At 69.7% G+C, this 26,587-nt stretch carries 26 protein-coding genes and 4 tRNA genes (1 of these 30 cut by a window edge); 16 read left to right on the top strand and 14 right to left on the bottom strand.

Features of this window, described 5'->3' with window-relative positions; genetic code table 11:
* Positions 1-16: 16 nt before the first annotated feature.
* From ACXJY8_RS00190 to rpmI, 5 genes are all read right to left on the bottom strand, one after another.
* On the bottom strand, positions 17-502 hold the full coding sequence (locus tag ACXJY8_RS00190; RefSeq protein ID WP_463774655.1) for a hypothetical protein: 486 nt from the start codon (positions 500-502) through the stop codon (positions 17-19).
* Positions 499-795 (bottom strand): hypothetical protein, encoded by a 297-nt coding sequence (locus tag ACXJY8_RS00185; protein WP_463774653.1) that lies wholly within the window; start codon positions 793-795, stop codon positions 499-501. Before ACXJY8_RS00185 ends, ACXJY8_RS00190 begins: the two co-directional genes overlap by 4 nt.
* 21 nt (positions 796-816) lie before the next feature.
* Entirely contained in the window at positions 817-1,899 is a 1,083-nt protein-coding gene (gene pheS, locus ACXJY8_RS00180) for a phenylalanine--tRNA ligase subunit alpha (RefSeq protein ID WP_463774651.1), read from the bottom strand.
* Positions 1,900-2,154: 255 nt separating this feature from the next.
* Entirely contained in the window at positions 2,155-2,526 is a 372-nt protein-coding gene (gene rplT, locus ACXJY8_RS00175; protein ID WP_055955353.1) for a 50S ribosomal protein L20, read from the bottom strand.
* Positions 2,527-2,574: 48 nt separating this feature from the next.
* On the bottom strand, positions 2,575-2,778 hold the full coding sequence (gene rpmI, locus ACXJY8_RS00170) for a 50S ribosomal protein L35 (RefSeq protein WP_018044555.1): 204 nt from the start codon (positions 2,776-2,778) through the stop codon (positions 2,575-2,577).
* A 304-nt stretch (positions 2,779-3,082) separates the two neighbouring features.
* Here rpmI and ACXJY8_RS00165 point away from each other — a divergent pair.
* From ACXJY8_RS00165 to ACXJY8_RS00150, 4 genes are all read left to right on the top strand, one after another.
* Positions 3,083-3,159, top strand: a tRNA-Asp gene (locus tag ACXJY8_RS00165).
* A 26-nt stretch (positions 3,160-3,185) separates the two neighbouring features.
* A tRNA-Asp gene (locus ACXJY8_RS00160) sits at positions 3,186-3,262 on the top strand.
* Positions 3,263-3,341: 79 nt separating this feature from the next.
* Positions 3,342-3,557, top strand: coding sequence for a hypothetical protein (locus tag ACXJY8_RS00155; protein ID WP_463774641.1), 216 nt, complete (start codon positions 3,342-3,344; stop codon positions 3,555-3,557).
* 130 nt (positions 3,558-3,687) lie between these two features.
* Entirely contained in the window at positions 3,688-4,209 is a 522-nt protein-coding gene (locus ACXJY8_RS00150) for a CAP domain-containing protein (RefSeq protein ID WP_463774637.1), read from the top strand.
* A gap of 87 nt (positions 4,210-4,296) precedes the next feature.
* Here ACXJY8_RS00150 and ACXJY8_RS00145 read toward each other — a convergent pair whose 3' ends face one another.
* On the bottom strand, positions 4,297-4,938 hold the full coding sequence (locus tag ACXJY8_RS00145; RefSeq protein WP_463780240.1) for a cyclic nucleotide-binding domain-containing protein: 642 nt from the start codon (positions 4,936-4,938) through the stop codon (positions 4,297-4,299).
* A 33-nt stretch (positions 4,939-4,971) separates the two neighbouring features.
* Positions 4,972-5,259, bottom strand: coding sequence for a hypothetical protein (locus tag ACXJY8_RS00140; RefSeq protein ID WP_463774635.1), 288 nt, complete (start codon positions 5,257-5,259; stop codon positions 4,972-4,974).
* A gap of 435 nt (positions 5,260-5,694) precedes the next feature.
* On the opposite strand from ACXJY8_RS00140, the gene ACXJY8_RS00135 reads away from it, so the two are divergent.
* The gene (locus ACXJY8_RS00135; RefSeq protein ID WP_463774632.1) at positions 5,695-7,155 is read left to right on the top strand and encodes an oligosaccharide flippase family protein; all 1,461 of its coding nucleotides are present in this window, start codon (positions 5,695-5,697) and stop codon (positions 7,153-7,155) included.
* Positions 7,156-7,208: 53 nt separating this feature from the next.
* Here ACXJY8_RS00135 and ACXJY8_RS00130 read toward each other — a convergent pair.
* The 6 genes from ACXJY8_RS00130 to ACXJY8_RS00105 form a co-directional block, all read right to left on the bottom strand.
* Positions 7,209-7,284 (bottom strand) — tRNA-Val (locus ACXJY8_RS00130).
* A 156-nt stretch (positions 7,285-7,440) separates the two neighbouring features.
* Positions 7,441-9,867, bottom strand: a complete 2,427-nt coding sequence (gene lon / locus ACXJY8_RS00125; protein WP_463774628.1) for an endopeptidase La — start codon at positions 9,865-9,867, stop codon at positions 7,441-7,443.
* 270 nt (positions 9,868-10,137) lie between these two features.
* Positions 10,138-11,409 carry an ATP-dependent Clp protease ATP-binding subunit ClpX gene (clpX, locus tag ACXJY8_RS00120; RefSeq protein WP_055955375.1) on the bottom strand — a complete coding sequence of 424 codons (1,272 nt, stop codon included), beginning with the start codon at positions 11,407-11,409 and terminating at the stop codon, positions 10,138-10,140.
* Positions 11,410-11,631: 222 nt separating this feature from the next.
* On the bottom strand, positions 11,632-12,258 hold the full coding sequence (locus tag ACXJY8_RS00115; RefSeq protein WP_026176059.1) for an ATP-dependent Clp protease proteolytic subunit: 627 nt from the start codon (positions 12,256-12,258) through the stop codon (positions 11,632-11,634).
* A gap of 132 nt (positions 12,259-12,390) precedes the next feature.
* Positions 12,391-13,827 (bottom strand): trigger factor, encoded by a 1,437-nt coding sequence (tig, locus tag ACXJY8_RS00110; protein WP_463774624.1) that lies wholly within the window; start codon positions 13,825-13,827, stop codon positions 12,391-12,393.
* A 174-nt stretch (positions 13,828-14,001) separates the two neighbouring features.
* Positions 14,002-14,086: transfer RNA gene (locus tag ACXJY8_RS00105), tRNA-Leu, on the bottom strand.
* A gap of 216 nt (positions 14,087-14,302) precedes the next feature.
* Here ACXJY8_RS00105 and ACXJY8_RS00100 point away from each other — a divergent pair.
* Positions 14,303-15,817: a multicopper oxidase family protein gene (locus tag ACXJY8_RS00100; protein ID WP_463774620.1), complete on the top strand. Its 1,515-nt coding sequence runs from the start codon at positions 14,303-14,305 to the stop codon at positions 15,815-15,817.
* On the opposite strand, the gene ACXJY8_RS00095 is transcribed toward ACXJY8_RS00100, so the two are convergent.
* The gene (locus ACXJY8_RS00095; RefSeq protein ID WP_463774616.1) at positions 15,814-17,319 is read right to left on the bottom strand and encodes an NAD(P)H-hydrate dehydratase; all 1,506 of its coding nucleotides are present in this window, start codon (positions 17,317-17,319) and stop codon (positions 15,814-15,816) included. The two genes, ACXJY8_RS00100 and ACXJY8_RS00095, sit on opposite strands and share 4 nt — an antisense overlap.
* Positions 17,320-17,525: 206 nt before the next feature.
* Here ACXJY8_RS00095 and ACXJY8_RS00090 point away from each other — a divergent pair, with 206 nt between their 5' ends.
* The 10 genes from ACXJY8_RS00090 to rnr form a co-directional block, all read left to right on the top strand.
* Positions 17,526-17,864 (top strand): P-II family nitrogen regulator, encoded by a 339-nt coding sequence (locus ACXJY8_RS00090; RefSeq protein ID WP_003600526.1) that lies wholly within the window; start codon positions 17,526-17,528, stop codon positions 17,862-17,864.
* Positions 17,865-18,305: 441 nt separating this feature from the next.
* Positions 18,306-19,718, top strand: coding sequence for a type I glutamate--ammonia ligase (gene glnA, locus ACXJY8_RS00085; RefSeq protein WP_463774608.1), 1,413 nt, complete (start codon positions 18,306-18,308; stop codon positions 19,716-19,718).
* Between the two features lie 256 nt (positions 19,719-19,974).
* Positions 19,975-20,637 carry a hypothetical protein gene (locus ACXJY8_RS00080; RefSeq protein WP_463774607.1) on the top strand — a complete coding sequence of 221 codons (663 nt, stop codon included), beginning with the start codon at positions 19,975-19,977 and terminating at the stop codon, positions 20,635-20,637.
* A gap of 225 nt (positions 20,638-20,862) precedes the next feature.
* A complete protein-coding gene (locus ACXJY8_RS00075) occupies positions 20,863-21,678 on the top strand; it encodes a quinoprotein dehydrogenase-associated SoxYZ-like carrier (protein ID WP_463780237.1) in 816 nt (271 codons plus the stop codon).
* Positions 21,656-22,261, top strand: a complete 606-nt coding sequence (locus ACXJY8_RS00070; protein WP_463774605.1) for a rhodanese-like domain-containing protein — start codon at positions 21,656-21,658, stop codon at positions 22,259-22,261. Before ACXJY8_RS00075 ends, ACXJY8_RS00070 begins: the two co-directional genes overlap by 23 nt.
* A gap of 35 nt (positions 22,262-22,296) precedes the next feature.
* Positions 22,297-22,719, top strand: a complete 423-nt coding sequence (locus ACXJY8_RS00065) for a thioredoxin family protein (RefSeq protein ID WP_463774602.1) — start codon at positions 22,297-22,299, stop codon at positions 22,717-22,719.
* A gap of 9 nt (positions 22,720-22,728) precedes the next feature.
* Positions 22,729-23,448 carry a cytochrome c biogenesis CcdA family protein gene (locus ACXJY8_RS00060; RefSeq protein ID WP_463774599.1) on the top strand — a complete coding sequence of 240 codons (720 nt, stop codon included), beginning with the start codon at positions 22,729-22,731 and terminating at the stop codon, positions 23,446-23,448.
* Positions 23,449-23,529: 81 nt separating this feature from the next.
* Positions 23,530-24,108 (top strand): NADPH-dependent FMN reductase, encoded by a 579-nt coding sequence (locus ACXJY8_RS00055; protein WP_463774595.1) that lies wholly within the window; start codon positions 23,530-23,532, stop codon positions 24,106-24,108.
* A gap of 73 nt (positions 24,109-24,181) precedes the next feature.
* On the top strand, positions 24,182-24,520 hold the full coding sequence (locus ACXJY8_RS00050) for a hypothetical protein (protein WP_463774593.1): 339 nt from the start codon (positions 24,182-24,184) through the stop codon (positions 24,518-24,520).
* 145 nt (positions 24,521-24,665) lie between these two features.
* Positions 24,666-26,587: the 5' portion of a ribonuclease R gene (gene rnr / locus ACXJY8_RS00045; RefSeq protein WP_463774591.1), read on the top strand. It continues 412 nt past the right edge of the window; the window shows 1,922 of its 2,334 coding nt (coding positions 1-1,922); its start codon is at positions 24,666-24,668; the stop codon falls past the right edge of the window.

Raw genomic sequence — 26,587 nt, 5'->3', positions numbered from 1 at the left:
GGATCGGCTTCTCGGCTCAGATCTGTCGGGGCTTGGCGATGAGAAGGATGGCGAGTTCGAGGCGTTGCGGTTTGTCGAGGTCTTCGATCAGCGCGACCGTCTGCCTAGCGGAGGCGAGGATCGTCTGCGTCCGCTCCAGCGTGACGGGAAGCGCGGGCGAGGCGTAATCGGCCGCATGTCGGTCGTCCTGAAGCTTGGTGAAGGCGGCTCCGATCGCGAGAGCCGTGGACCCGATCCGTTCCGCCGCCTTGCCCGCCAAGCGCGTCTTGGCCGATCCGTGATCCACGGAGCGATAGATCGGATCGTGCGTGCCCGTCCGGCTCCAGCCGACTAGTTCATCGGCGCAGAGATAACAGAGGGCGTGGAACACGGCGTAGTAAGCCGTGCTGACGGCCCGGCGCATCGCCGCCTTCCTGACGTTCCGCGTGCCCGACGCGAGCGCGAGGCCGTCCGCGACCTCAAGGAGATTGTAGACCAGAGGGTTACCCAGCTTCGGCATCACTCGGTCTCGGTCGCGTCGCCGGGCGGCAGATCGTCCTCCGGTCCGGAGAAGCTGAGATAGGGAAAACGCTCTTCGCCGTTGGCCAGGAGCCGGCTCCGCAGCAGCCCCATCGCCCTGACCGCGGGGCGCTCGACGGCGGGCACGTCCGAAGGCCGGAAATGGGCGACGATCGCCAGCGCGTCGTCGCCGGCGTGATCCACATAAGGGCGCACCTCCGCTCGGTCGAACCCGAACGGACCCAGTGCTTCGGTCAGGGCCCTGTTGACGATGGCTTCGATGTCCGTCGCGGTCATGATTGGGGTCTCCCCGATCCTCTAGCCCGTCAGCCCGGCCACCAGGCTCGGGATGTCGAGGGGCCGGAAGCCGTAATGGTCGAGCCAGCGCACGTCCGCCTCGAAGAACGGGCGCAGGTCCGGCATGCCGTATTTCAGCATGGCGATCCGGTCGATGCCGACGCCGAAGGCGAAGCCCTGGACGCTGTCGGGGTCGAGGCCGCAATTGCGCAGCACGTTGGGGTGGACCATGCCGCAGCCGAGGATCTCGAGCCAGTCGGTGCCCTCGCCGAAGCGGATCTCGCCGCCCTTGCGCGAGCACTGGATGTCCACCTCCGCCGAGGGTTCGGTGAAGGGGAAGAACGAGGGCCGGAAGCGCATCTTCACCGCCTCGACCTCGAAGAAGGTCCGGCAGAACTCCTCCAGCACCCATTTCAGGTTGGCGATGTTGGCGGCCTTGTCGATCACCAGGCCCTCGACCTGGTGGAACATCGGCGTGTGGGTCTGGTCGGAATCGTGCCGGTAGGTCCGGCCCGGGCAGATCACCCGGATCGGCGGCTGCTGCGACCGCATCGTCCGGATCTGCACCGGCGAAGTGTGGGTGCGCAGCACCTTGCGCTGGCCGTTGCGGTCGGGGGCCAGGAAGAAGGTGTCGTGCATCTCGCGGGCCGGGTGGCCGGGCGGGAAGTTGAGGGCCGTGAAGTTGTAGTCGTCGGTCTCGATGTCCGGCCCCTCGGCCACCGAGAAGCCCATATCGGCGAAGATCGCGGTGATCTCGTCCATGACCTGACTGATCGGGTGGACGCGGCCGCGCACCTCCGGCGCCTCGCGCACCGGCAGGGTCACGTCGATGCGCTCGGCCGCCAGGCGGGCGGCCAGCGCCGCCTCCGCCAGGGCGTCCCGCCGCGCCGTGAGCGCGCCCTGGACCCGGTCGCGCAGGCCGTTGATCAGGGGGCCGCGCGCCTTGCGCTCGTCGGGGGTCATCGCCCCGAGGGTCTTCAGGAGTTCGGAGACCGACCCCTTCTTGCCGAGCGCCGAGACGCGCACGGCGTCGAGGGCGGCCTCGTCGGCGGCGTCCGCGACCTGACGGAGCAGGTCGCCTTCGAGGGTGTCGAGATCGGTCATCGGTTCAACTCACCGGCTGCGGCGCCGACCCGCACGGGGCCGGGCGGGCTCGATCGGCATCGGGGCAACGGAATCGGGGCAACGGCCCGGGGCGAGGGTTTTCCCGGTCCCCGGCCGCAACGCAAGCGGTCGGGGGTCGAAAACCCGCGGCGGCGGCCCGAAAGACGAAAGGCGCGGCTCCCCGGGGGCGCCGCGCCTTTCGTGAAGAACAGCGCTCGGCTCGGGCGAGCCGGGCTCGCCTCAGGCCGCCTTGATTCAGGCCGCCTTGGCAGCCGGGAGGGCGGCCTTGGCCAGCTCGACCACGGCGGCGAACGAGGCGGGCTCGTGGATGGCGAGCTCGGAGAGGGCCTTGCGGTCCACCTCGATGCCGGACTTCGACAGGCCGTTGATGAAGCGCGAATAGGTCAGGCCATGCTCGCGGACAGCAGCGTTGAGGCGCTGGATCCAGAGGGCGCGGAACGTGCGCTTCTTGTTCTTCCGATCGCGGTAGGCATACTGCATGCCCTTCTCGACCGCCTGCTTGGCGATCCGGATCGTGTTCTTGCGGCGGCCGTAATAACCACGGGCGGCCTTGAGGACTTTCTTGTGCTTCGCGTGACTGGTCACGCCGCGCTTGACGCGGGCCATGGGAATTCTCCTGGATTACGAAAAAAGCAGTGTCGGCGTCGTGAAGGCTTACCGGCTGTTGGGCAGGAAGTACTTCTTCACGTTGGCAGCATCGCCCTCGAACAGGGTCGTGGTGCCGCGCAGGTTGCGGATCTGCTTCGTCGTCCGCTTGATCATCCCGTGGCGCTTGCCGGCCTGGGCATACATGACCTTGCCGGTGCCGGTGATCTTGAAGCGCTTCTTGGCGCCCGACTTGGTTTTCAGCTTGGGCATTTGGCTCTCCTGAACGCGCAGCGGCTCCGATCCGGATGGATCGAAGAGATGCGCTCGGTTGATGCTTCTGATGGAGCAGCACGAACCGCCACGGCAGCCCGATCGGCCGGGCGGTTCAACGCGAGGGGGCTATGACAGAAAAGCGACGCGGTTTCAATGGCGCCCCGGCGGCGAGGGATCGGCCGCCGTCGGGCGCGCCGGATGGCCCCGGAAATTCCCGGCCGAATGCGCCCCGGGATTGCTTGACAGCCCCCGGCACTGAACCTACACCCCCGACACCGCCGGAAACGGGGCGGGACGTCAAGCGGGCGTAGCTCAGTCGGTTAGAGTGCCGGCCTGTCACGCCGGAGGTCGCGGGTTCGAGTCCCGTCGCCCGCGCCACGTCACTTCTTCCCCGAATATTGGATGCGGGCGTAGCTCAGTCGGTTAGAGTGCCGGCCTGTCACGCCGGAGGTCGCGGGTTCGAGTCCCGTCGCCCGCGCCATCGCGTCCCACGCGCGCTCACCTCGTCTTCCCCCGTCCTTGCCCTACCCTCCTTCGAGGATCGTGCCGGAGGGCGACGGATGTCGGGTGTCTTCTTCCTCTACTTCACCTCCTGCCTCGCCCGCGCGCCGGATACCTGCGAATCGCGCAGGCTCGCCCTCGACGTCGAGGACGCCCCGGCCTGCCTGCACGTGGCCCAGCCGCAGCTGGCGCAGTGGATCGGCACCCACCCGGAATTCCGCATCACGGCCTGGCGCTGCGGCGCCCCGCCCCGGGATCGCGGCACCCGGATCTGACGGAGGCCCGTGGCCGGCGGGACACAGGGCCGGTGCCGGTTGCAGACCCCGGGGCCGGGCGCCGCGTTTTCGCCGCATCGGCCACGGAGGCGGAGGGCTCACAGGCCCACCCCGAGACCCCTCCGCACCGATGCGCCCCTCCCGCACCGCCCCGCCGCGCCCGTCCCTCCGCCTCGGCGCCGGCGCCCTCGCCCTCTCCGTCCTGCTGGCTCTGGCCGGATGCGGCACGCCGACCCTCCTCGCCCCCGACCAGCCGACCAGCGTCGTCATCCTCGACGAGCAGGCGGCCGCCGCCGCGATCTCGCGCTACCGGGCGCAGCACGGCCTCGGCCCGGTGGTGATCGATACGACCCTGATCCGTGCCGCCTCCTACCAGGCCGCCTCGAACGCCAAGGCCGGGCGCCTCAGCCACGAGATCGGCGGCACCTTCGATTCGCGCATGGCCCAGGCGGGCTACGGCCGTACCTACGCCGCCGAGAACCTCAGCGCCGGCTCGGCCACCTTCGACGAGGTGCTGGCCCGCTGGAAGGCCTCGACCGAGCACAACCGGAACATGCTGATCCCGCAGTTGCGGCGCATCGGCATCGCCCGGGTCGACGCCCCCGGCACGCGCTACAAGCGCTACTGGGCCCTGGTCATGGCCGGCGGCTGAACTCCGGCATCCTCGGCAGAAACGCGCGCACCGCCCCGGCGCCATCGCCCGGGACGCCTCGACCGATCGGCCGGAGAGCGCCGTGCCTCACAGCGCCCCGGAGCCGGTCGCGAGCGCCGCCGCGTCGCGGGGCTGCGTCCGCTCCTGCGCGCCCTGGAACAGGCGCTCGCTGGTGAGCTTGAGGAAGTAGAAGCCGAATTCCGGGTTCTGGTAATAGAGCTGCTTGACCTCCGAATAGGAGATCCGCAGGGCCTGTCCGGCCTCGATGCAGGTCAGCGAGGCGGTCCGGGTGTTGCCCGGCGAGAGCAGGCCGAGTTCGCCCACGACCCCGCCGGCCCGCACCTCGATCCCGTATTCGGGAATCCGGAAGGCGCCGCTTTCCACGTAGAACATCTCGCCGGCCGGATCGCCCTTGCGGAACACGGTCTGCCCCGCCTTGAACCGGGTCGCGGTGCCGAAGGGCCGGAGCCAGTCGAGGGAGAGGTCGCCCTCGGCCGCCGCCTCGACCTGGCGCACGAGCCGGACCATCTGCCAGAGGCGGAAGGCGTTGAAGGGAATCTGGATCGCCTCGGTGAGGACGACCGGCCAGCTCCCGATCAGCATGCCGTAGGTGATGACGGCCGCGCTGGCCACGAGGGCGATGATCCGCAGCGGGATCATGGTGGTCATCGCCGAGGCCGTGATGGTGAGCGCCGTGCCGAGATAACCGATGGCCTCGACCCAATCGATGCCCGGGATCATCGCGCCGTCCCTCGCCCCGTCTCAGGCCCGCGCATCGTCGGCATCCGCCTCGGCGAGACCGTCCTGCAGGGAGCGGATGATCGTGCGCATCTCGGGCACCATCGCGACCGCCTTGGCGATGCGCTGCGCCTCCTCCCGCGTCATCGCGCCCGTCGCCGCCCGGGCGCCGGCATCCTCCTGGAAATAGGTCCAGGCCACGGCCAGCCCCTCCCCGTCCTCCACGCAGAAGCTGCCCTCCCGCTCGACCACGATCCAGGGCGGCGGGAAACCGCGGGCCGGCCTCGGGTGGGTCTCGCCGTCATCCGCCACGGGTCACCTCTGCGTCGGGGAGGGATCGCGGCCGCCATACGGGTCGGCAGCCGACAAACATCAACGGGATCAGATGCTTAGAACGATCCGGGAAGATCCTGTCTAGCATCCGGGCCGGGCGCTGGAAAGCCCCGGCGGCCCGGGCCGCCCGGCCGGACGCCTCCGGGCCGGAGGCGTCCGGCCGGAGTCTCACCGCCCCCCAGGATCGTGTGGCCCGGCAGGCCCCGGATTTGCAGAGCGTGGCCGGTCCTTTCCGCGCCGCCCGATCCCGTCCGGCCCGCAGCCGACCGCCGAGGCGCGTCGGGGCGGCAGCCGGCACGGCCTCGGAGGTATCCGATCCACCTCAGACATGTCACGAGCGCTGGTGTATGTCCTGCGACCGGGCGGCCGCTTGCCGCCTCTGGAGACGAACGGTTGATTTCCCTCGCGAAGCGCATGGTCCGGAATGAATTTTCCATCGTCATGGTCGGACAGGTCGTCCAACTGGTCTTGACGTTCGGAACATCGCTCATCATCGCCCGGATGATCGGTGCCGACGGTTATGGTCTGATCAATCTGGCCCGAAGTATCGCCATGGTCCCGGCGATGATCGCGCCCCTCGGTCTCGACATCGCCCTGCTGAAGTTCTGCGGGCGAAGCGATTCCGGCGATCCGACCGTCCGGACGGTGGTTCGTCAACTGAGGACGACGGCCGCGTTACTGAACATCGTCGTGATGCTGGCCGTCGTCGCCGCCGCGATGGGCTCGCTGTTCGTGACATCCTTCGGTCATCCCGGCCTCGATACGATCATGCTGGTGACGATCCTGACGATCCCCTTCGCCGGCGACCTCAGCATCCTCGGCGCCCTCTACAAGGCGCGGGGCGAACCCGCCCGCTACGCGATCTTCTATTATATCGGCCAGTCGGTGCTGCGGGTGCTGATGATCGGTCCGGTGCTGCTGCTCTGGCCCACCACCCTGGCCGTCGCCTTCGTCAACACGGCGCAGGTCCTGCTGACGCACGGCCTCTGCTTCATCGACGAGCGGCGGCGGCACGGGCAGGCGCCGATTCCCGGCGCCGTGGTGGACCGGGCGGTGGTCCGGGCCGAGTATTGGCGCGTCTCGCGCGAGGCCGTCTGGATGTGCGCCTCGCTCGTCGTCTACGGGACGATGCGCCTCGCCGACATCCTCGTCCTCGGCATCTATGCCGACGCGGCGAGCATCGGCGAGTATGCGGCGCTCTCCACGGTCTCGCAGCTGATCGTGTTCTGGTCCGTCGCCGGGAGCCAGACGCTGGGGCCGCGCATCGCGAATTTCTATCACCAAGGCGACCTGGAGAGCCTGAAGCGGGAGCTGAGCCGCTACATCCGCCACGCCTCGATCATCTCGAGCTTTATGTTCGCCGGCCTCGCCGTGTTCGGCGACCGCCTGGACCTGATCTTCGGGAAGGCCTTCCACTTCGACCCGGTGGTGTGCTTCATGCTGCCCCTGGCCTTCCTCCTCAGCGCCACCCTGGCCCCAATGGGCTACGCCCTCTCGATGACCGGGCATCATCGCCAGGAGAACGCGATCCTGGCCAGCGGCGCGGCGGTACTCGTCATCGCCCTGCTGGTGCTGGTGCCGCGCTACGGGCAGGTCGGGGCGGCGGGCTCGGTGGTGGTCGCCTTCGGCCTCGTGAACGTGGTGCGCTTCGTCTACACTGCGCGCCTCCACGGCTTCATCCCGGGCCGGGCCGCCGACCTCCTGCCCCCCTTCGTCGGCCTCGCCCTCGCCTACGCGGCGCGACAGTTCGGCGATCTGTTCGGCGGCCATGATTTCCCGACGACGATCGGTTCCTCGCTCCTGTTCGTGCTGCTCTATCTCGCCGTCTACCGCGCGGAGCTTCCGCTCGCGCGGTTCAAGAGGCGGCAGGGCTGAGGGGGGACCCGAAGCAAGCGCGGCCGGAAGATCGGGACAAGGTGGGGGCGATCTGGTGGGCGGTGACGGGCTCGAACCGCCGACCCTCTCCGTGTAAAGGAGACGCTCTACCAACTGAGCTAACCGCCCGACCCGCTGCCCTGCGTCTCGCGGGGCGCGACGCTTCGTAACGGAAGCGCGGGAGGGGGCGCAACCCCCTCCCCCAGCGGGGCCTCCGAGCCCGGGCACGAAAAAGGCCCCGGCGGGTGCGCCGGGGCCTCGTCTCGGGTCAGGGTCGCGACGCCTCTAGTGGGCGATGACCGCCGCGGAATCGTCCTCGGCGATGACCGGGCGCACCGGCGGGGCCGGCTCCTCCCACTCGATCGGCTCGGGGACGCGGACCAGGGCGTGCTGGAGCACCTGGTCCATCCGCGAGACGGGGATGATCTCCATCCCGTTCTTCACGCTGTCGGGCACCTCGGCGATGTCCTTGGCGTTCTCCTCGGGGATGAGGACCGTCTTAATGCCGCCGCGCAGCGCGGCGAGCAGCTTCTCCTTCAAGCCGCCGATCGGGAGCACGCGGCCCCGCAGGGTGACCTCGCCCGTCATCGCCACGTCGCGGCGCACCGGGATGCCCGTCAGCGTCGAGATGATCGCGGTCGCCATGCCGATGCCGGCGGAGGGACCGTCCTTCGGGGTCGCCCCCTCCGGAACGTGGACGTGGATGTCCCGGCGGTCGAACAGCGGCGGCTCGATGCCGAAATCGACGGCCCGCGAGCGGACGTAGCTCGCCGCAGCGGAGATCGACTCCTTCATCACGTCGCGCAGGTTGCCCGTGACCGTCATCTTGCCCTTGCCGGGCATCATGACGCCCTCGATCGTCAGCAGCTCGCCGCCGACCTCGGTCCAGGCCAGACCCGTGACCACGCCGACCTGATCCTCCTCGTCGATCTCGCCGTAGCGGAACTTCGGCGGCCCGAGGAAGACCGGCAGGTTCTCCTCGGTGACGGCGACGGCCTTCACCTTGGTGATGAGGATCTCCTTCACCGCCTTGCGGATCAGGTTCGAGATCTCACGCTCCAGGTTGCGGACGCCCGCCTCCCGCGTGTAGCGGCGGATGAGCATCAGCAGGCCGGAATCGTCGACCTGCCACTCCTTGGCGTCGAGACCGTGCTTCTTCACGGCGCCCGGGATCAGGTGCTTGCGCGCGATCTCGAGCTTCTCTTCCTCGGTGTAGCCGGCGATGCGGATCACCTCCATGCGGTCCATCAGGGGCGCAGGGATGTTCAGCGTGTTGGCGGTGGTGACGAACATCACGTTCGAGAGGTCGTAATCCACCTCCAGGTAGTGGTCGTTGAACGTGGCGTTCTGCTCCGGGTCGAGCACCTCCAGCAGGGCGGCCGACGGGTCGCCCCGGAAGTCCATGCCCATCTTGTCGATCTCGTCGAGCAGGATGAGCGGGTTGGAGGTCTTCGCCTTGCGCATCGACTGGACGATCTTGCCCGGCATCGAGCCGATATAGGTCCGGCGGTGACCGCGGATCTCGGCCTCGTCGCGCACGCCGCCCAGCGACATGCGCACGAACTCACGACCCGTCGCCTTGGCGATGGACTTGCCGAGCGAGGTCTTGCCGACGCCGGGGGGACCGACGAGGCACAGGATCGGGCCCGTGAGCTTGTTCGCACGCTGCTGCACGGCGAGGTACTCGACGATCCGCTCCTTCACCTTGTCGAGGCCGAAATGGTCCTCGTCGAGCATGACCTGGGCGCCGAGGAGATCCTTCTTGATCTTCGAGCGCTTGCCCCACGGGATGCCGAGCATCCAGTCGAGGTAGTTGCGCACCACGGTCGCCTCGGCCGACATCGGCGACATCTGGCGCAGCTTCTTGAGCTCCGCCACCGCCTTGTCGCGGGCTTCCTTGGTGAACTTGGTCTTCTCGATCTTCTCCTCGAGTTCGGCGAGCTCGTCCTTGCCGTCCTCGGAATCGCCGAGCTCCTTCTGGATCGCCTTCATCTGCTCGTTGAGGTAGTACTCGCGCTGGGTCTTCTCCATCTGCCGCTTGACGCGGGTCCGGATGCGCTTCTCCACCTGGAGCACGGAGATCTCGCTCTCCATCAGCGACAGCACGCGCTCGAGGCGCTGTGCCACCGTGGGGATCTCGAGGATCGCCTGCTTGTCGGCGATCTTGACCGCGAGGTGCGAGCCGACGGTGTCGGCGAGCTTCGAGGGCTCGTCGATCTGGGTCACCGCGGAGACGACCTCGGGGGAGATCTTCTTGTTGAGCTTCACGTAATTCTCGAACTCGGCGATGACCGAGCGCGCGAGGGCTTCCGCCTCGACGCTGTCACCGAGCTCGTCCGTGAGGGTCTCGGCCTCGGCCTCGTAGTAGGTGTCGGACTTGGTGAAGCGCGAGATCTTGGCGCGGCCGGCGCCCTCGACCAGCACCTTCACGGTGCCGTCGGGCAGCTTCAGCAGCTGCAGCACGCTGGCCAGGGTGCCGATCTTGTAGATCGCGTCCGTCGAGGGATCGTCCTCGCTGGCGTTGATCTGCGTCGCCAGCAGAATGTGCCGGTCGGTGCGGACCGCCTCTTCGAGGGCGCGGATCGACTTCTCGCGGCCGACGAAGAGCGGCACGATGATGTGCGGGAACACGACGATGTCGCGCAGGGGAAGGACGGCGTAGGAGCCCGTCGAGCCCGGAACGACGGGCTGGCGCGATTTCGATTGGGTCATATCGGACTTCCTCATGATGGACGCCGGGCAGTCGCTCCTCCTCCGGAGCAAGCATCCTGCCAGGGGCCGACCGGGCCGCGAGGGGGTCGGAAGTGTCTTGGGAGACTGTCTTGGGAACGGTCTTGAACGATGCGGCTGGTGGCGGGACACCGCACCTCAGGGGGTGAGCGTGCGGCCATCGCGCTGAGGGTTCAGATGGAAATCGGGGCGGATGTTTTCAAGCATCCGCCCCGAGGCACCACCCAGACCTGACGAGACCCGGACCGGGCCTCAGGCGCTGACGCTGGCCGGGGCTTCCTTGTTGCGGTCGCCGTGGATGTAGAGCGGCCGGGCCTTGCCCTCGACCACCTCGGGACCGATCACCACCTGCTCGACGGACTCGAGGCCCGGCAGGTCGTACATCGTCTCCAGCAGGATGGTCTCCAGGATGGAGCGCAGGCCGCGGGCGCCGGTCTTCCGCTCGATCGCCTTGCGGGCGACCATGGAGAGCGCCTCCTCCTGGAAGGTGAGGTCGACGTTCTCCATCTCGAACAGGCGCTGGTACTGCTTGACCAGGGCGTTCTTGGGCTCCTGCAGGATCCGCTTGAGGGCGGTCTCGTCGAGGTCCTCGAGGGTCGCCAGCACGGGCAGGCGGCCGACGAACTCGGGGATGAGGCCGAACTTCAGCAGGTCCTCGGGCTCGACGTTGCGGAAGATCTCGCCGGTGCGGCGGTCGTCCGGGGCCTGCACGGTCGCGCCGAAGCCGATCGAGGTGCCCTTGCCGCGCGCCGAGATGATCCGCTCCAGGCCCGCGAAGGCGCCGCCGCAGATGAACAGGATGTTGGTGGTGTCGACCTGCAGGAATTCCTGCTGCGGGTGCTTGCGGCCGCCCTGCGGAGGCACGGAGGCGACGGTGCCCTCCATGATCTTCAGCAGCGCCTGCTGCACGCCCTCGCCCGAGACGTCGCGGGTGATCGACGGGTTGTCGGACTTGCGCGAGATCTTGTCGATCTCGTCGATGTAGACGATGCCGCGCTGCGCCCGCTCGACGTTGTAGTCGGAGGCCTGGAGCAGCTTGAGGATGATGTTCTCGACATCCTCGCCGACATAGCCGGCCTCGGTGAGGGTCGTGGCGTCCGCCATGGTGAACGGCACGTCGAGGATGCGGGCCAGGGTCTGGGCCAGCAGCGTCTTGCCGGAGCCGGTGGGCCCGATCAGCATGATGTTCGACTTCGCCAGCTCGACGTCGTTGTGCTTCGAGGCGTGGGCGAGGCGCTTGTAGTGGTTGTGGACCGCGACCGAGAGAACCTTCTTCGCGAAGTCCTGGCCGATGACGTAGTCATCGAGGACCCGGCGGATCTCCTTCGGGGTCGGCACCCCATCGCGCGACTTCACCAGGGAGGACTTCGATTCCTCGCGGATGATGTCCATGCACAGTTCGACACACTCGTCGCAGATGAACACCGTCGGGCCCGCGATCAGCTTGCGGACCTCGTGCTGGCTCTTGCCGCAAAACGAGCAGTACAGCGTGCTCTTCGAGTCGTTGCCGCCAGTCTTGCTCATATCGGTCTCCGTTCGCGGGCATGGCGCCGGTCCGGGGCGCACACGCATCCTTCGAATTTAATGGCGTCCGCCTAAAGAAACAGTCACCTGCGCGCATCTGCCGGCTTCGATCAGACTGGCGATGCAAGCACGCGACCGCGACGGGATCAAGGCGGGCCTGGAAAAAGCGCTCCGCCTCGAAACGACGCGCCGGGCCGGACGGCCCGGCGGTTCCGGTCGGGTTCAGGCGGCGGCGGGCTCGGGCCGCTTCTGGATCACCTCGTCGATGAGCCCGAACTCCTTGGCGGCATCGGCCGTCATGAAGTTGTCGCGCTCGAGCGCCTGGACGATGGTGTCGTAGTCGCGGCCGGTGTGCTTCACGTAGATCTCGTTGAGGCGCTTCTTCAGGGCCTCGATCTCGCGGGCATGGATCAAGATGTCGGTGGCCTGGCCCTGGAAGCCGCCGGAGGGCTGATGCACCATGATCCGGGCGTTCGGCAGGGCGAAGCGGTGGCCGGGCTCGCCGGCGGTGAGGAGCAGCGAGCCCATCGACGCGGCCTGGCCGACGCAGAGCGTGGTCACGGGGCAGCGGATGAACTGCATGGTGTCGTAGATCGACAGGCCGGAGGTCACGACGCCGCCCGGCGAATTGATGTAGAAGGAGATTTCCTTCTTGGGGTTCTCGGCCTCGAGGAACAGCAGCTGCGCGACGATCAGCGACGCGCCGTAATCCTCGACCGGGCCGGTGAGGAAGATGATGCGCTCGCGCAGCAGGCGCGAGTAGATGTCGAAGGCACGCTCACCGCGGCTCGACTGCTCGACCACCATGGGCACGAGCGCGCTGTTATAATAGTCGACCGGATCTCTCATCATCACGTGCCCCAGCTACAAGGGGTCCGGCCGCGCCGCGAATCGGGCGCGCACCGGACGTTTCAGCGAACTACGGCGATGGTGAACATCGCCTTACTCTCGAGCCCGCCGCCCTCGTGGGAGCAGCCGGGCTCAGTCGGCCTTGGCGACGGCGGGCAGGCCCTCGTCGGTGCCGGTCGAGGCCGACTCGTTGGTCTCGCCCTTCGTCTCGGACTTGCCCTCGGCGTCGTCCTCGTCGGCGAACAGCGCCTCCTTCGAGACCGGCTCTTCGGTGAGCTTCACCTGCCCGAGCACGTGGTCGACGACCTTCTCCTCGAAGATCGGCGCACGAAGCTCGGCGAGCGCCTGGGCGTTCTTACGATAGAAGTCCCAGACCTGCTGCTCCTGGCCGGGATACTGCCGCACCCGGGCGATCAGCGCCTGGTTCACCTCATCGTCCGAGACCTTGATATCGGCCGTCTCACCGACCTGTGCAAGCACCAAGCCGAGGCGGACGCGACGCTCGGCGATTTTGCGGTACTCGGCGGTCGCCTTCTCCTCGGTGGTGCCCTCGTCCTCGAAGGTCTTCTCGCGGGTCTTCAGGTCCTGCTCGACCTGGGCCCAGACCGCGGCGAACTCCTGGTGGACCAGGCTCGGGGGCAGCTCGAAGGCGTATTTGGTGTCGAGGGCGTCGAGCAGGTCCTTCTTGAGCTTGCGGCGGGACTGCGCCTCGAAGTCGCTGCCGATGGCGGTCGAGACCGCCTCCTTGAGCTTCTCCAGGGATTCCATGCCGAAGGTCTTGGCGAGCTCGTCGTCGATCTTGGTCTCGCCCGGCGCCTGGATCGCCGTGACGGTCACGTCGAACTCGGCATCCTTGCCGGCGAGGTGGGCGGCGCCGTAGGCCTCCGGGAAGGTCGACTTGACGACGCGCTTGTCACCGACCTTGGCGCCGACGAGCTGGTCCTCGAAGCCGGGGATGAACGAGCCGGAGCCGAGCTCCAGGTCGATGCCCTCGCCCGTCCCGCCCTCGAACTCGGTGCCGTCGATGCGGCCGACGAAATCGATCGTGACGCGGTCGCCGGTCTCGGCGGCGGCACCCTCCTCGCGGGGCGCGAAGGCGCGGTTGGAGGACGCCATGCGGGTGATGGCCTCGTCGACCTCCTCGTCGGAGGGCTTGGCCACCTGCTTGGTCAGGCTGACGTCGGACAGGTCGACGAGCTCGAAGGTCGGCAGCACCTCGAGGGCGACGTTGAAGGAGACGTCGTCCTTGGCGTCGAGGGCGCGCTCGACGATCGACTTCTCTCCGGGGAACTCGATCTTGGGCTCGAGGGCGAGCTTGAGGTTGTTCTCGGAGACGATCTTCTGGTTCGCCTCGTTGACGGCGTTCTGCAGCACGTCGGCCATGACCGAGCGGCCATAGAGCTTGCGCAGGTGCGCGACCGGCACCTTGCCGGGACGGAAGCCCTTGATCTGGGCCTTGTCCTTGAGGGTCGACAGCTCGCTGGTCAGCCGCTCCTCGAGCTCGTTCGCGGCGAGCAGGACCTGAAACTCGCGCTTCAGTCCCTGGGAGAGTGTCTCGGTCACCTGCATGGTCGTCTTTCCGCTGTCGTCCGTGTGATCGCGCAAATTCGGTTGGTTCCTCGCGGCCCGCCCCTGCGGGCCCCACGAGGTCGGCGCCGGATTCATGCGCCGCCGGGGGCCGGCTGCCTGCGGCGGGCCGACCGGCCATCGCATGGAGCCAATCCGTTCCCGACGGCGATGGACTGGTGCGGGCGGAGGGGCTCGAACCCCCACGTCTTGCGACACTGGAACCTAAATCCAGCGCGTCTACCAGTTCCGCCACGCCCGCAAGCGCCAACGCCCGGCGCGCTTTCCGCCGCCAGAGCGGGGTCCTATAGCACGCGCGCCACGGGCCGCAGCAAAAAAATCGGCGCCCCGCCGCGGATCGTTCCGGGCCGGCGCGGCCGGTCCGGACGCCGATTTGGCGTCCGTCGAATCCGCATTCTACAAGCGGCGCCCGGACGCCTGCGCGCCCGGTCCCGTCCTTCCCCGACGCCGAGGTTCCATGCCGCAAGGTCCCTTGCCGAACACCCGATCGCTCGGCCCGAACGAGCCCGTCTCGGCCTCGCGCCGCGCCCTCCTCGCCGGTGTCGCGGCCCTGGCTCTCCTGCCGCGCCGTGCCTTCGCACAGGGCACGAAGGCACCGCCGGCCGCCTCCGCTCCCCCGGCCGCTCCCGCCGCGGCAGGCGCGACCGCGTCAGGCCCCGCCGCGACAGGTCCCGCCCGCACCCTGACGGCGGCCCCCGGCACGCTGCGCCTCAGGCCGCAGCCCGCCGCCCCGACCCCGGTCTGGTGCTTCGACAGCCGGACGGCGCCCCCGGTGGTGCGGATCCGTCTCGGCGAGACGGCACGGCTGAAGGTCGAGAACAGGACGGACAAGCCCCTCAGCCTGCACTGGCACGGGGTGCGCAACCAGAACCCCATGGACGGCGTCGGCGGCGTCACCCAGGCGCCGATCGCCCCGGGGGCCGACTTCACCTACGCCTTCGTGCCGCCGGATGCCGGCACCTTCCTGATTCGTCCCCTGGTGGTCGGCGGATCGAGCGAGCCCTCGGGCCGCGGCCTCGCCGGCACCCTGGTGGTCGAGGAAGCCAAGCCCCCGGCGGTGGACCAGGACCTGACCCTGCTGATGCAGGACTGGCGGCTCGACGAGGCGAACGCGCTGCTGCCCTTCGGCCAGCCGATCTTCGCCGCGAGCTCCGGGCGCCTCGGCAGCCTCGTGACCCTGAACGGCGTGCCGGTGCCGGCCCCGATCACCGTCCGGCCCGGCAGCCGCCTGCGCTTGCGCCTCGGCAACGCCTGCAATGCCCGCGGCACCCGCATCCGCTTCGACGGCGTGAAGGTCTACGTGCTGGCGGTGGACGGCCAGCCCACCGACACCTTCGAGCCCCTGCGGGCCACCCTGCCCTTCCCGCCCGGCACCCGCTACGACCTGATGCTCGACATGCCGACCGAGGCCGGCGCCACGGGTACGATCACGGCGCTGATCGGCAACGGCATCGCGCTCGCCACCCTGGGACTCAGCGGCGAATCCGCCGCGCCGCCGCGGCCGCCGATCGCCAAGATCGGCGACAACCCGCTGCTACCGGCCGAGGTGAAGCTCCAGAACGCCGTCCGGCGCGACATCACCCTCACGGGCGGAGCCCGGCTCGACAAGGACAAGCCCGCCGCCGAGCCGGTCTATACCGGCGACCCGAACCGGATCTGGTCGGTGAACGGCGCGCCCGGCACGGCCGGAATGGCGCCGCTGTTCTCGGTGAAGCGCGGCCAGGTGGTGGTGCTGGCGATCCGGAACGAGACCGCCTTCCCGCAGTCGCTGCACCTGCACGGCCACGTCTTCCGCCTGCTCCACCCCCTCGACGACGGCTGGGAGCCCTACTGGCTCGACACCTTCCAGCTCCTTGAAGGCCGCACGGCGCGGATCGCCTTCAAGGCCGACAATCCGGGACGCTGGCTCCTCAGCTCCACGGTGCTGGAGCGCTTCGACACCGGGCTCTGGACCCTGTTCGAGGTGACCTAGACCCCGAGCAGCGCCCCCAGCACCTCCGGCATCATCTCCGGCAGATCCTCGGCGATCAGGCCGGGCCCGTGGCGCAGGCCGGCATCGCCGTGGAGCCAGACCGCCGCGGCGGCGGCCTCGAAGGGGTCCATGCCCTGGGCGAGCAGGCCGGCGACGAGGCCCGCGAGGACGTCACCGGACCCGGCGGTGCCGAGATAGGGCGTGCCGTGATCGTTGATCGCGGCCCGGCCGTCGGGGGCAGCGACGACCGTGTCGGCGCCCTTCAGGATCACGACAGCCCCGGCCAGGGCGGCGGCGCGCCGGGCGCGCTCCAGCTTGCCCACCTCCGGGTCGCTGGCGTCGGTGCCCTCGAACAGGCGGGCGAACTCGCCCTCGTGCGGGGTCAGCACCGCGGCGGAGGCGCCGTCGGAAAGGTGCGCCGCCAGGAGGCGGGCCTGGCCCTTGAAGCTCGTCAGCGCATCGGCATCGAGCACGAGGGCGCGTCCGGCCGCGGCGGCCACCGCCACGAGATCGCGGGTGGCGGCGCCGACGCCGAGGCCCGGCCCGGCCAGGACCACGTTCAGGCGCTCGTCGACGAGAAGGTCGTCGAGGTCGTCGGCGCTGTCGCAGGCGCGCAGCATGATCGCGGTGCAGTGGGCGGCGTTCTCCGCCAGGGCCGAACTCGGCGAGACCAGGGTGACGAGGCCGGCGCCGACCCGGAGCGCGGCGCGCGCCGCCATCCGGGCGGCCCCCGTGCGGGTGGCGGGGCCGGACAGGACGAGGGCGTGGCCGCGGGTGTACTTGTGGCTCGCGGCGCTCAACCGCGGGAAGGCGGCGTTCCAGAGGTCCGGCCCGTTGCGCCAGAGCGGCGCATCCCCGGCGAGGCCCGCCTCCAGCGCGTCCGCGCCGGTGCCGATCTCGGCGACGTGCAGGGTACCGCAATGGGCGCGCCCGGGCTGGAGCAGATGTCCGGGCTTCAGGGCCACGAAGGTGACGGTCTCGGTCGCCCGGACCGCCACGCCGCGCACCGCGCCCGTATCCCCGTCGATGCCGCTCGGCACGTCGACCGCCAGCACCGGACGGGCGGCCCGCCCGAGCCGGTCCACCAGGGCCGCGACCGCGCCGTCGAGATCGCGCGCGAGGCCTGCGCCGAACAGAGCGTCGACCACGAGGCCGTAGGCGGCGAGGTCGCCGATCGCCGAGAGCTCGAGGACCGGCCCGCTCCAGCCCCTGGCCGCCTCCGCCGCATCCCCGGACAGTCCCTCGGCCGGCACCAGCCCGGCGAGATCGACGGGATGGCCGGCCTCGACGAGGCGGCGGGCGGCCACGTAGCCGTCGCCGCCGTTGTTGCCCGGCCCGCACAGGACGAGGATGCGCGCGCCCGCCCCGGCCAGCGCGCGGGCGCGCTCCGCCACGGCGGCCCCGGCCCGCTCCATCAGGGCGATTCCGGGCGTTCCGCCCGCGATGGCGGTGGTATCGACCCGGCGCATCGCCTCGACCTTGAGCAGACGCAGGGTGGTCATCGGGGTTTCCTCTGGTGATTCACGCGGGGCTGCCCGTTGGAGGCTCACGAAACGGCGTCACGTCCGCCATTCGCCCAAACGATTTGCTGTGCGTGCATATTCGTTGTGCAGTTTTCCAGCCCGACGCGACAAATCGGCGTGGCGAAGGCCGGACGGCGATGATACCAACGATGGATCAAGCAGCATCGAGGTCAGGCCCGCCCGGCATGAAGAAGATCGAAGCGATCATCAAGCCTTTCAAACTGGACGAGGTGAAGGAAGCCCTTCAGGAGGTCGGCCTCCAGGGTATCACCGTGATCGAGGCGAAGGGCTTCGGGCGCCAGAAGGGCCACACCGAGCTCTACCGGGGCGCCGAATATGTCGTCGACTTCCTGCCCAAGGTGAAGCTCGAGATCGTGCTGTCGGACGCGCTGGTGGAGGGCGCCGTGGAGGCGATCCGCAAGTCGGCCCAGACCGGGCGCATCGGCGACGGCAAGATCTTCGTCTCGACCATCGAGGAAGCGATCCGCATCCGCACCGGCGAGACCGGCACCGACGCGATCTGAGGCTCCGGGCCTGGATCCGACGGATCCGCGCGCACGACCGGCGTGACGGCCTGGTGGGGATGGCCCCCTCGGCCCGGAGCCGGCGTCGTTTCCCGGTCCGTGCCCTTCCGGAGTTCCTTCCACCCCGCGGTACGCGCCGGATCGCGACCCGGGATGCGGCTGCCCGCGCGCGGCGTGACGGCGCCACGATGTCCTCAACGGCCTCCCGAGCCGGTCGAGCGGGCCGAAAGACAGATCTAAGTTTCTGTTTTTGCGTCTGTTCTCGCGGCCGTCCGCTGTCGGAGCCTGCGAAATTGCGCTGGCCCGGACGCTCCACCTGCGCTAAACGCTCGACGCCCAAGACGCTCGACGGCTAACACCCTTCCGCTCTGCGGCGCGCCGGTGCACGCTGCGGCAAAACCACGGCCGCAACGGGCCGAGACATGAAGGAGACCCCCAAGGATGGCCAAGACTGCAGCCGACGTCCTGAAGGAAATCAAGGACAACGACGTCAAGTACGTCGACCTTCGGTTCACCGATCCGCGCGGTAAGTGGCAGCACGTCACGTTCGACGTCTCGCTGATCGACGACGACATGTTCTCCGAAGGCACGATGTTCGACGGCTCGTCGATCGCCGGCTGGAAGGCCATCAACGAATCCGACATGCTGCTGATGCCGGACCCGGCCACCGCCTGCATGGACCCGTTCTTCTCCGCCTCGACCATGTCGATCGTCTGCGACGTGCTCGAGCCCTCCACGGGCGCGCCCTACAGCCGCGACCCGCGCGGCACCGCCAAGCTGGCCGAGGCCTTCCTCAAGTCCACCGGCATCGGCGACACCATCTATGTCGGCCCGGAGGCCGAGTTCTTCGTGTTCGACGACGTCAAGTTCGGCGCCGACCCCTACCACACCGGATTCCAGCTCGATTCGACCGAGTTGCCGACCAACGGCTTCACCGACTACGAGGGCGGCAACCTCGGCCACCGCGTCGCCACCAAGGGCGGCTACTTCCCGGTGCCGCCGCAGGATTCGGCGCAGGACATGCGCGGCGAGATGCTGGCCGCTATGCAGTCCATGGGCGTGAAGGTCGAGAAGCACCACCACGAGGTCGCCTCGGCCCAGCACGAGCTCGGCATGAAGTTCGACACCCTGACGCTGCTCGCCGACCACATGCAGATCTACAAGTACTGCATCCATCAGGTCGCCCAGAGCTACGGCAAGACCGCGACGTTCATGCCGAAGCCCGTCTACGGCGACAACGGCTCGGGCATGCACGTGCACCAGTCGATCTGGAAGGACGGCAAGCCGCTCTTCGCCGGCGACAAGTACGCCGACCTCAGCCAGGAGTGCCTCTGGTACATCGGCGGCATCATCCGGCACGCCAAGGCGCTCAACGCCTTCACCAACCCGTCGACCAATTCCTACAAGCGCCTGGTGCCCGGCTACGAGGCCCCCGTGCTGCTCGCCTACTCGGCGCGCAACCGCTCGGCCTCCTGCCGCATCCCGTGGACGACGAACCCGAAGGCCAAGCGCGTCGAGGTCCGCTTCCCCGACCCGATGGCGAACCCCTACCTCGCCTTCTCGGCCCTGCTGATGGCCGGCCTCGACGGCATCATCAACAAGATCGATCCGGGCGCGGCCATGGACAAGGATCTCTACGACCTGCCGCCGCGCGAGCTGAAGAAGATCCCCACCGTCTGCGGCTCGCTCCGTGAGGCGCTGCAGAACCTCGACCGCGATCGCGCCTTCCTCAAGGCCGGCAACGTCTTCACCGACGACCAGATCGATTCCTTCATCGAACTGAAGATGACGGAGGTCATGCGCTACGAGATGACCCCGCACCCGGTCGAGTTCACGATGTATTACTCGCTCTGAGAGCGACCGAGCCGGGCGTCAGGCCCGGCTCCCCGGACGACGGCGCAACGCCGGGGCCTCGCGAGGGGCTCCGGCGTTGCGCGTTTCCGGCGACCGGCCCTGATCCGGGACCGGGCGGTTCGGCGTCCTCTGCCGCCGGCCACACTGGGGCCGACGGAACCATGATCCTGCCGACGGGCTTGCCGCCCCGACGTGACGGCCGGGACCCGAGATGCAGACGCACGACGAACCTCACCGATCCCGGCGGAGCGACCGCGTGGAACGCGCCAACGCCCTGGTGCAGACCCTGGCGATCCTCGCGGCCGGCGCCTGGGCCGTCTACACCTTCATCTACGAGGCGCGGATCAAGCCGGCCCTGGAGCCACCCGCCGTCTCGGTGACGACGAGCCTCGTACGGGCGGGCGAGCGCGACGGGCACGTGGCCATCCGCTCCACCGTGACGCGCAAGAACGTTGGCCAGACCGGCGTGCGCGTGCTCGGCCTCGTCTACAACGTCACCGGGGTACGGGTGCGCTTCGACGCGGAGTCCAACCCGAAGACCGACGGCGGACCGACACGCGCGGATCGCACCACCACGGCGCGCGCCTACGGCTTCGCGGGTCCCGGCACGGCGATCCTGCGCGAGGGCCGGCTCTTCGCCGGCGCCACCGAGACGGGGAGCGAGCCCTCCGATCTGAACCCCGGCGAATCCGTCTCCCGAGACCTCATCGTCTATGCCGATCGCGACCGGTTCGACTTCGTCCGCTTCGAGGTCGGCCTCGCCTACACCAAGGGCGACGAGCCCGCGGTTCTCCTGACCTTCGAGACGGTACCGGACGGCACCCTCGCGCTGAAGCCCAGGGCCGATTGCCGGGCGGAGCCGCAGACCTGCGAGCGGGTGAAGACCACCGATTTCGGCACGGAATTCTCGCTCTGGTGAGGGTACGCAACGCGACGATACCGAACCAGCGGCAACCAGGGATGGCTCGACGGATCGGACGCCCCGAACGGCCGGGTGCCTCGTCACGCAAACTTGCGCAAGATATCTCCGCACCCCGCGATCCGAACTCGGACTTTCGCGACGCATTGGCGTAAGCAGGCTGGAAAGGCCGCCGCCCCCGCGAGACGGCCTGCACGATCGTGCGAGGAGTGAAACGCCATGCGGATGTCCCGCCGCACCGCCGGCCTGAGCGCCGGCCTGTTCCTCGTGGCCCTGGCCGGGCCCGGCAGCGCCTGGGCCGCGGCGGGCGACGACGTCGCCGAGCGCGAGGCCCGCTGGGCGGACCTGCGCCAGTCGATCTTCGGCGACCGCACGGTCGAGACCGCACGGCCCCTGGTGAAGATGGACCTGCCGGATCGCGCGAGCGACGCGTCCCTCGTGCCCCTCACCCTGACGATCGCCGACAAGGACCGGATCAAGGGCCTCTACCTCGTCATCGACGACAACCCGGCGCCACTGGCCGCGCACTTCACCTTCGGCCCCGCCGCCGATCCCGAGGCGCTGAAGCTGCGCATCCGGGTCAACACCTACACCAACATCCACGCGGTCGCCGAGACCCAGGACGGCACGCTGGTACAGACCACCCAGTTCGTGAAGGCCTCCGGCGGCTGCTCGGCCCCGATGGGCATGACCGACGCGGAGGCGATGCAGGGCATGGGCGACATGCGCCTGAAGTTCGCCGACGCGAGCCCGGGCAAGCCCATCGCCGCGACCCTGATGATCCGCCACCCGAACTTCACCGGGCTGCAGATGAACCAGGTCAGCCGCGAGTACACGCCCGCCCGCTACATCAACCGGATCAGCGTGGCGCGGGGCGACAAGAACGTCTTCGTCATGGACGGCGACATCTCGATCTCGGCCAATCCGGTGATCAACTTCGCCATCCTGCCCGAGGGCGAGGGCCGGGTCACGGTGGTGACGCAGGACAACCAGGGCGGCCGCTGGGAGCACAGCTTCGATGCGCCGGCCGCCAGCCACTGAGCGCCTGCGCCGCGCCGCGGCGGTCCTCCTCGCGACGTCGGTCCTCGCCGCGGCCGCCCCGGCCGTTTCGCCGGTGGACGTGCCCGAGCCCGCCGGCCTCTGGGAGGGCGCGCTCCAGGGCTACACGCCGAAGACCCTGGCGGGCGCCACGGTCGTGGACGAACCCGCCCTCGACGCCCTAATCGCGGGCGGGTCGACCGTGCTGATCGACGTGTCAGAGGCCGACCCGACGCCGCCGAACCCGCCGGCCGGGCGCCTGTGGCGGCCGATCCACCGGACCATCCCGGACAGCACCTGGCTGCCCGGGGCCGGCTCCGGCACCCTTTCGGCGTCGGACCGGGCCGCGCTCGCCAACCGGATCGCGGCCCTGACGCAGGGGGATCGCGGCCGGGCGATCGTCACCTACTGCCACCCGGATTGCTGGGGAAGCTGGAACCTCGGCAAACGCCTCGTCGGTCTCGGCTACCGGAACGTCCACTGGTATCCGGAGGGCATCGAGGGCTGGCAGGAGCGACACGACACGGCGGCGCTCCGCCCCGACGACACCTGGACACGACGCGCCGGACATAGCGCCGGGCCCTGAAGCCCGATTCCCACCAAGCCGAGGCAAGGCCTTCCATGCTGTACCGCCGCTCGCTCCTCGCCCTCCTGGCTTTCGCGCCCTTCGCCCTCGCGCCCTTCGCCCTCGCGCCCTTCGCCCTGGCGGGCCCGGCCCGCGCCGCCGAAAGCGTGCCCTACACCCAAGAGGCCTTCGCGGCGGCGCAGAAGGCGGGCAAGCCGATCCTCGTGGAGGTGAGCGCGCCCTGGTGCCCGATCTGCAAGACCCAGAAGCCGATCCTGGCCAAGCTCGCCGAGCAGCCCCGCTTCAAGGACCTTGTCATCTTCGACGTCGATTTCGACACCCGGAAGGACGTGCTCAGGCAGTTCAACGCCCGCATGCAGAGCACGCTGATCGCCTTCAAGGGCGAGACCGAGACCGGCCGCTCCGTGGGCGAGACCCAGCCCGAATGGATCGAGGGCCTCGTCGAGAAGACCCTCTAGGGCGATCCCGTGGGCACGAGCCTGGGACTGGCCTTCCTCGCCGGGCTGCTGTCGGTGCTCTCGCCCTGCGTGCTGCCGCTGCTGCCGCTGGTCCTCGGCGCCGCGGCCTCCGAGCACCGCCTCGGCCCCCTGGCGCTGGCCGCGGGCCTCGCCCTCTCCTTCGTGGCGATCGGCCTGTTCGTGGCCACGATCGGCTTCGGCCTCGGGCTCGACACCGGCCTGTTCCGGATGGGTGCCGCCATCCTGATGATTCTGCTCGGCCTCGTGCTGATGCTGCCCGCGGCCCAGACACGGCTCGCCGTCGCCGCCGGCCCCGTGAGCAACTGGACGGAATCCCGCTTCGGGGGCCTCTCCACCGCCGGCCTGTCGGGACAGTTCGGCGTCGGCCTCCTGCTCGGCGCGGTCTGGAGCCCCTGCGTCGGGCCGACCCTCGGCGCCGCCTCGCTCCTCGCTTCGCAGGGACGCGACCTTGGCGCGGTCGCCCTCACCATGGTGCTGTTCGGCCTCGGCGCGGCCCTTCCCCTCGTCATCCTCGGAACCCTGTCGCGGGCGACGCTCGTCGGCTGGCGCGACCGGATGATGGGCCTCGGCAAGGGCCTCAAGGCGGCCCTGGGCCTCGTCCTCGCCCTGACCGGCCTCGCGATCCTGCTCGGGATCGACAAGGCCCTGGAGACCGCCCTCGTCGAGGCCTCCCCCGACTGGCTCACCCGGCTGACGACGCGGTTCTGAGGGCGCAGCCTGCCAGGCGGCGGGCTTGGAGGCCGCCGGCACCCGGCGTAACCAGGGCGGGCATCCCACGGAGGTCGTCCCATGTCCCTCGTCGTTCCCGTCATCCTCGGCTCCGTCCGCTCCGACCGTCAGGGCCTGCGCGCCGCCCGCTTCGTCATCCGCGAGCTGGAGAGCCGCGGCATCGAGGCGCCGCTGGTCGACCCGGCCGAGCTGAAACTCCCCCTCCTCGACCGGATGTACAAAGAATACCCGAAGGGCGAGGCGCCGGCCGTCCTCGAAGACCTGGCGACGCTGTACCGGCGCTCGGACGCCTTCCTCGTCGTCTCGGCCGAGTACAACCATTCGATCCCGCCCGCTCTCTCGAACACCCTCGACCATTTCCTGGAGGAGTATTCCTGGCGGCCCTCCGGCATCGTGTGCTACTCGGCCGGCCAGTACGGCGGCGTGCGCGCGGCGATGCAGCTCCGGGCGATGCTGGCCGAACTCGGCGCGTCGAGCATCCCCTCGCTCCTGCCGATCCCCCGCATCGGCAAGGCCCTCGACGAAGCCGGCGCGGCCCAGGACGACTGGCTGCCGAAGGCCGCCAAACGGTTCCTCGACGAGCTGGTCTGGTACGCGGAGGCCCTGCAGGCCCGGCGGGCGACGGGAACGCCCTACTGAGCCAGGCCGCGGCCCGATCTGGCGCGAGGCTTGCCCCTCGGTGCGGACCGATCCCTCGCGCCGAGCGCCCTTCATGTCCGAGACCGCCACGGAACTTCGCACGCTCCTCGCCAACCTCGTGCGGGCCGCCCTGATGTCCGACGACCGGGCCAGCGCCCTCTGGCGCGAGGCCGCCCGGCAGGGTCAGGCGAAGCTCGCCGCGGAACCGGGCGGAACCGAAGGCCTCAATATCGAAGGCTTCTGGACCCTCGGGGTGCGCGAGGCCGAGGCCCCCGAGTACCGCGAGGCCGAGGCGCAGGTGGAATTCGGCTTCCCGGCCGTGTGCCCGTTCACCCTGGCTGAACTCACGACGCGCGACTTCGACGTGGACGCAGCCGTGGAGCGCCTGCGCAAGTCCGCCGCCACCGGCTGAACCATGTTGAGGGCCGGGCCGGCGCCGTTGCCGGGGCGGCGTCCGGCGCCCATGTTAGGGAACAGTCGCCGGGCCGCGCTCCCGCCCCCGGCGAGACACGTCCTTCACGCGTATGGCCTCGCGCCCGCGCAGCGAGCCGGATCCCTTGGCAAAACGCATCAACCCCAATCCCGGCGCCGCCGGCCTTCCCTCCCGCGAGCAGATCCTCGCCTTCATCGCCGCCTCCACCGAGACGGTGGGCAAGCGCGAGATCGCGGCGGCCTTCAACATCAAGGGCGCCGACCGCATCGGCCTCAAGCGCATCCTGAAGGAGATCGAGGAGGACGGCGCCATCGCCCGCGGACGCGGGGGGCTGGCGCCGTCCGGCCGGCTGCCGCCGGTGGTGCTCGCCGACATCACCGCCCGGGACCGCGACGGCGAGTTCCTGGCGAGCCCGGCCGAATGGGATGTCGGCAACGGCGCCGCCCCGAAGATCACCGTCGCCACGCCGCGCGGCGGCAAGCGCCCGGGCCAGCCGGCGCCGGGCATCGGCGACCGCGTGCTGATGCGGGTCGAGGCCAGCGCCGGCGAGCCGGGCCGCTACACCGGCCGCGTCATCAAGGTCTTGGGCAAGAACAAGTCCGACATCATCGGCGTCTTCCGCGCCGGCCCCGAGGGCGGGCGCATCATCCCCGTCGAGAAGCGGGCGCAGGGGCGCGAGGTCGCGATTCCCGCCGGCGAGGAGGGGGAGGCCCGCGACGGCGACCTCGTCAGCGTCACCCTCCAGCGCGAGAGCCGCTTCGGCCTGCCCCAGGGCCGGGTGCGCGAGCGCCTGGGCTCGCTGGGCTCGGAGAAGGCGGTCAGCCTGATCGCCCTGCATCTCCACCACATCCCCCACGTCTTCTCCGCCGCCACCCTGGCGGAGGCCGACGCCGTGGTGCCGGTGGGCCTCGACGGGCGCCAAGACGGGCGCCAAGGCGAGCGAGAAGACTGGCGCGACGCGCCGCTCCTGACCATCGACCCGCCGGACGCCAAGGACCACGACGACGCCGTGATGGCGATCCCCGATCCCGATCCGGCCAATCCCGGCGGGTTCGTCGTCACCGTGGCCATCGCCGACGTCGCCGCCTACGTGCGGCCCGGCTCGGCCCTCGACCGCGAGGCGCTCCTGCGCGGCAACTCGGTCTACTTCCCTGACCGGGTGGTGCCGATGCTGCCGGAGCGGATCTCCAACGACCTCTGCTCCCTGCGCGAGGCCGAGGACCGTCCGGCCCTGGCCCTGCGCATGGTGATCGACGCCGAGGGCGCCAAGCGCCGGCACAGCTTTCACCGCGTGATGATGCGCTCGCGGGCCAAGCTGAGCTACGCCCAGGCCCAGGCCGCCATCGACGGCTTCGCCGACGACGTCACCGCTCCCCTGCTCGAACCCGTGCTGCGCCCCCTCTGGGCCGCCTACAACGCCCTGCGCCGGGCCCGCGACGCGCGTGGACCGCTGGCCCTGGACCTGCCCGAGCGCAAGGTGCTGCTCAACGCGGACGGGGCGGTCGACCGCGTGGTGGTGCCGGCCCGCCTCGATGCGCACCGGCTCATCGAGGAGTTCATGATCCAGGCCAACGTCGCGGCGGCCGAGACCCTGGAACAGGCGCGCCAGCCCCTGATCTACCGGGTGCACGACGAGCCGGCCCTGGAGAAGATGCGGGCGCTCGGCGAAGTGCTCGCCTCCATCGGCATCAAGCTGCCGAAGGAGGGCATCCTGCGCCCGGCCCTGTTCAACCGCATCCTCGCCAGCGTGGCGGAGACCGAGCATGCGGTCTTCATCAACGAGGTCGTGCTGCGTTCGCAGGCGCAGGCGGTCTATGCCGCGCAGAACCTCGGGCATTTCGGCCTCAATCTCCGGCGCTACGCGCACTTCACCTCGCCGATCCGCCGCTACGCCGACCTCATCGTGCACCGGGCCCTGATCTCCGCCTGCCGCCTCGGTGCGGACGGCCTGTCCTCGGAGATGTCCGTAGCGGCGCTGGACCAGATCGGCGAGCAGATCTCGGCGGCCGAGCGCCGGGCCATGGCGGCCGAGCGCGAGACCATCGA

This window comes from Methylobacterium sp. TK31 (assembly GCF_055361545.1).
The sequence above is the reverse complement of the archived record's forward strand: the minus strand, read 5'-3'. Positions and strand labels throughout refer to the sequence as shown.

What these genes read in the sequence shown, in the direction of transcription:
- tig (WP_463774624.1), bottom strand. Translation starts at nt 13,827, where the DNA reads ATGCAGGTGACCGAGACACTCTCCCAGGGACTGAAGCGCGAGTTTCAG.
- ACXJY8_RS00070 (WP_463774605.1), top strand. Translation starts at nt 21,656, where the DNA reads ATGCGCCGGCCGCCAGCCACTGAGCGCCTGCGCCGCGCCGCGGCGGTC.
- ACXJY8_RS00155 (WP_463774641.1), top strand. Translation starts at nt 3,342, where the DNA reads ATGTCGGGTGTCTTCTTCCTCTACTTCACCTCCTGCCTCGCCCGCGCG.
- ACXJY8_RS00065 (WP_463774602.1), top strand. Translation starts at nt 22,297, where the DNA reads ATGCTGTACCGCCGCTCGCTCCTCGCCCTCCTGGCTTTCGCGCCCTTC.
- rpmI (WP_018044555.1), bottom strand. Translation starts at nt 2,778, where the DNA reads ATGCCCAAGCTGAAAACCAAGTCGGGCGCCAAGAAGCGCTTCAAGATC.
- lon (WP_463774628.1), bottom strand. Translation starts at nt 9,867, where the DNA reads ATGACCCAATCGAAATCGCGCCAGCCCGTCGTTCCGGGCTCGACGGGC.
- ACXJY8_RS00050 (WP_463774593.1), top strand. Translation starts at nt 24,182, where the DNA reads ATGTCCGAGACCGCCACGGAACTTCGCACGCTCCTCGCCAACCTCGTG.
- ACXJY8_RS00115 (WP_026176059.1), bottom strand. Translation starts at nt 12,258, where the DNA reads ATGAGAGATCCGGTCGACTATTATAACAGCGCGCTCGTGCCCATGGTG.
- rplT (WP_055955353.1), bottom strand. Translation starts at nt 2,526, where the DNA reads ATGGCCCGCGTCAAGCGCGGCGTGACCAGTCACGCGAAGCACAAGAAA.
- ACXJY8_RS00090 (WP_003600526.1), top strand. Translation starts at nt 17,526, where the DNA reads ATGAAGAAGATCGAAGCGATCATCAAGCCTTTCAAACTGGACGAGGTG.
- glnA (WP_463774608.1), top strand. Translation starts at nt 18,306, where the DNA reads ATGGCCAAGACTGCAGCCGACGTCCTGAAGGAAATCAAGGACAACGAC.
- ACXJY8_RS00150 (WP_463774637.1), top strand. Translation starts at nt 3,688, where the DNA reads ATGCGCCCCTCCCGCACCGCCCCGCCGCGCCCGTCCCTCCGCCTCGGC.
- ACXJY8_RS00100 (WP_463774620.1), top strand. Translation starts at nt 14,303, where the DNA reads ATGCCGCAAGGTCCCTTGCCGAACACCCGATCGCTCGGCCCGAACGAG.
- ACXJY8_RS00055 (WP_463774595.1), top strand. Translation starts at nt 23,530, where the DNA reads ATGTCCCTCGTCGTTCCCGTCATCCTCGGCTCCGTCCGCTCCGACCGT.
- clpX (WP_055955375.1), bottom strand. Translation starts at nt 11,409, where the DNA reads ATGAGCAAGACTGGCGGCAACGACTCGAAGAGCACGCTGTACTGCTCG.
- ACXJY8_RS00095 (WP_463774616.1), bottom strand. Translation starts at nt 17,319, where the DNA reads ATGACCACCCTGCGTCTGCTCAAGGTCGAGGCGATGCGCCGGGTCGAT.
- pheS (WP_463774651.1), bottom strand. Translation starts at nt 1,899, where the DNA reads ATGACCGATCTCGACACCCTCGAAGGCGACCTGCTCCGTCAGGTCGCG.
- ACXJY8_RS00075 (WP_463780237.1), top strand. Translation starts at nt 20,863, where the DNA reads ATGTCCCGCCGCACCGCCGGCCTGAGCGCCGGCCTGTTCCTCGTGGCC.
- ACXJY8_RS00185 (WP_463774653.1), bottom strand. Translation starts at nt 795, where the DNA reads ATGACCGCGACGGACATCGAAGCCATCGTCAACAGGGCCCTGACCGAA.
- ACXJY8_RS00135 (WP_463774632.1), top strand. Translation starts at nt 5,695, where the DNA reads ATGGTCCGGAATGAATTTTCCATCGTCATGGTCGGACAGGTCGTCCAA.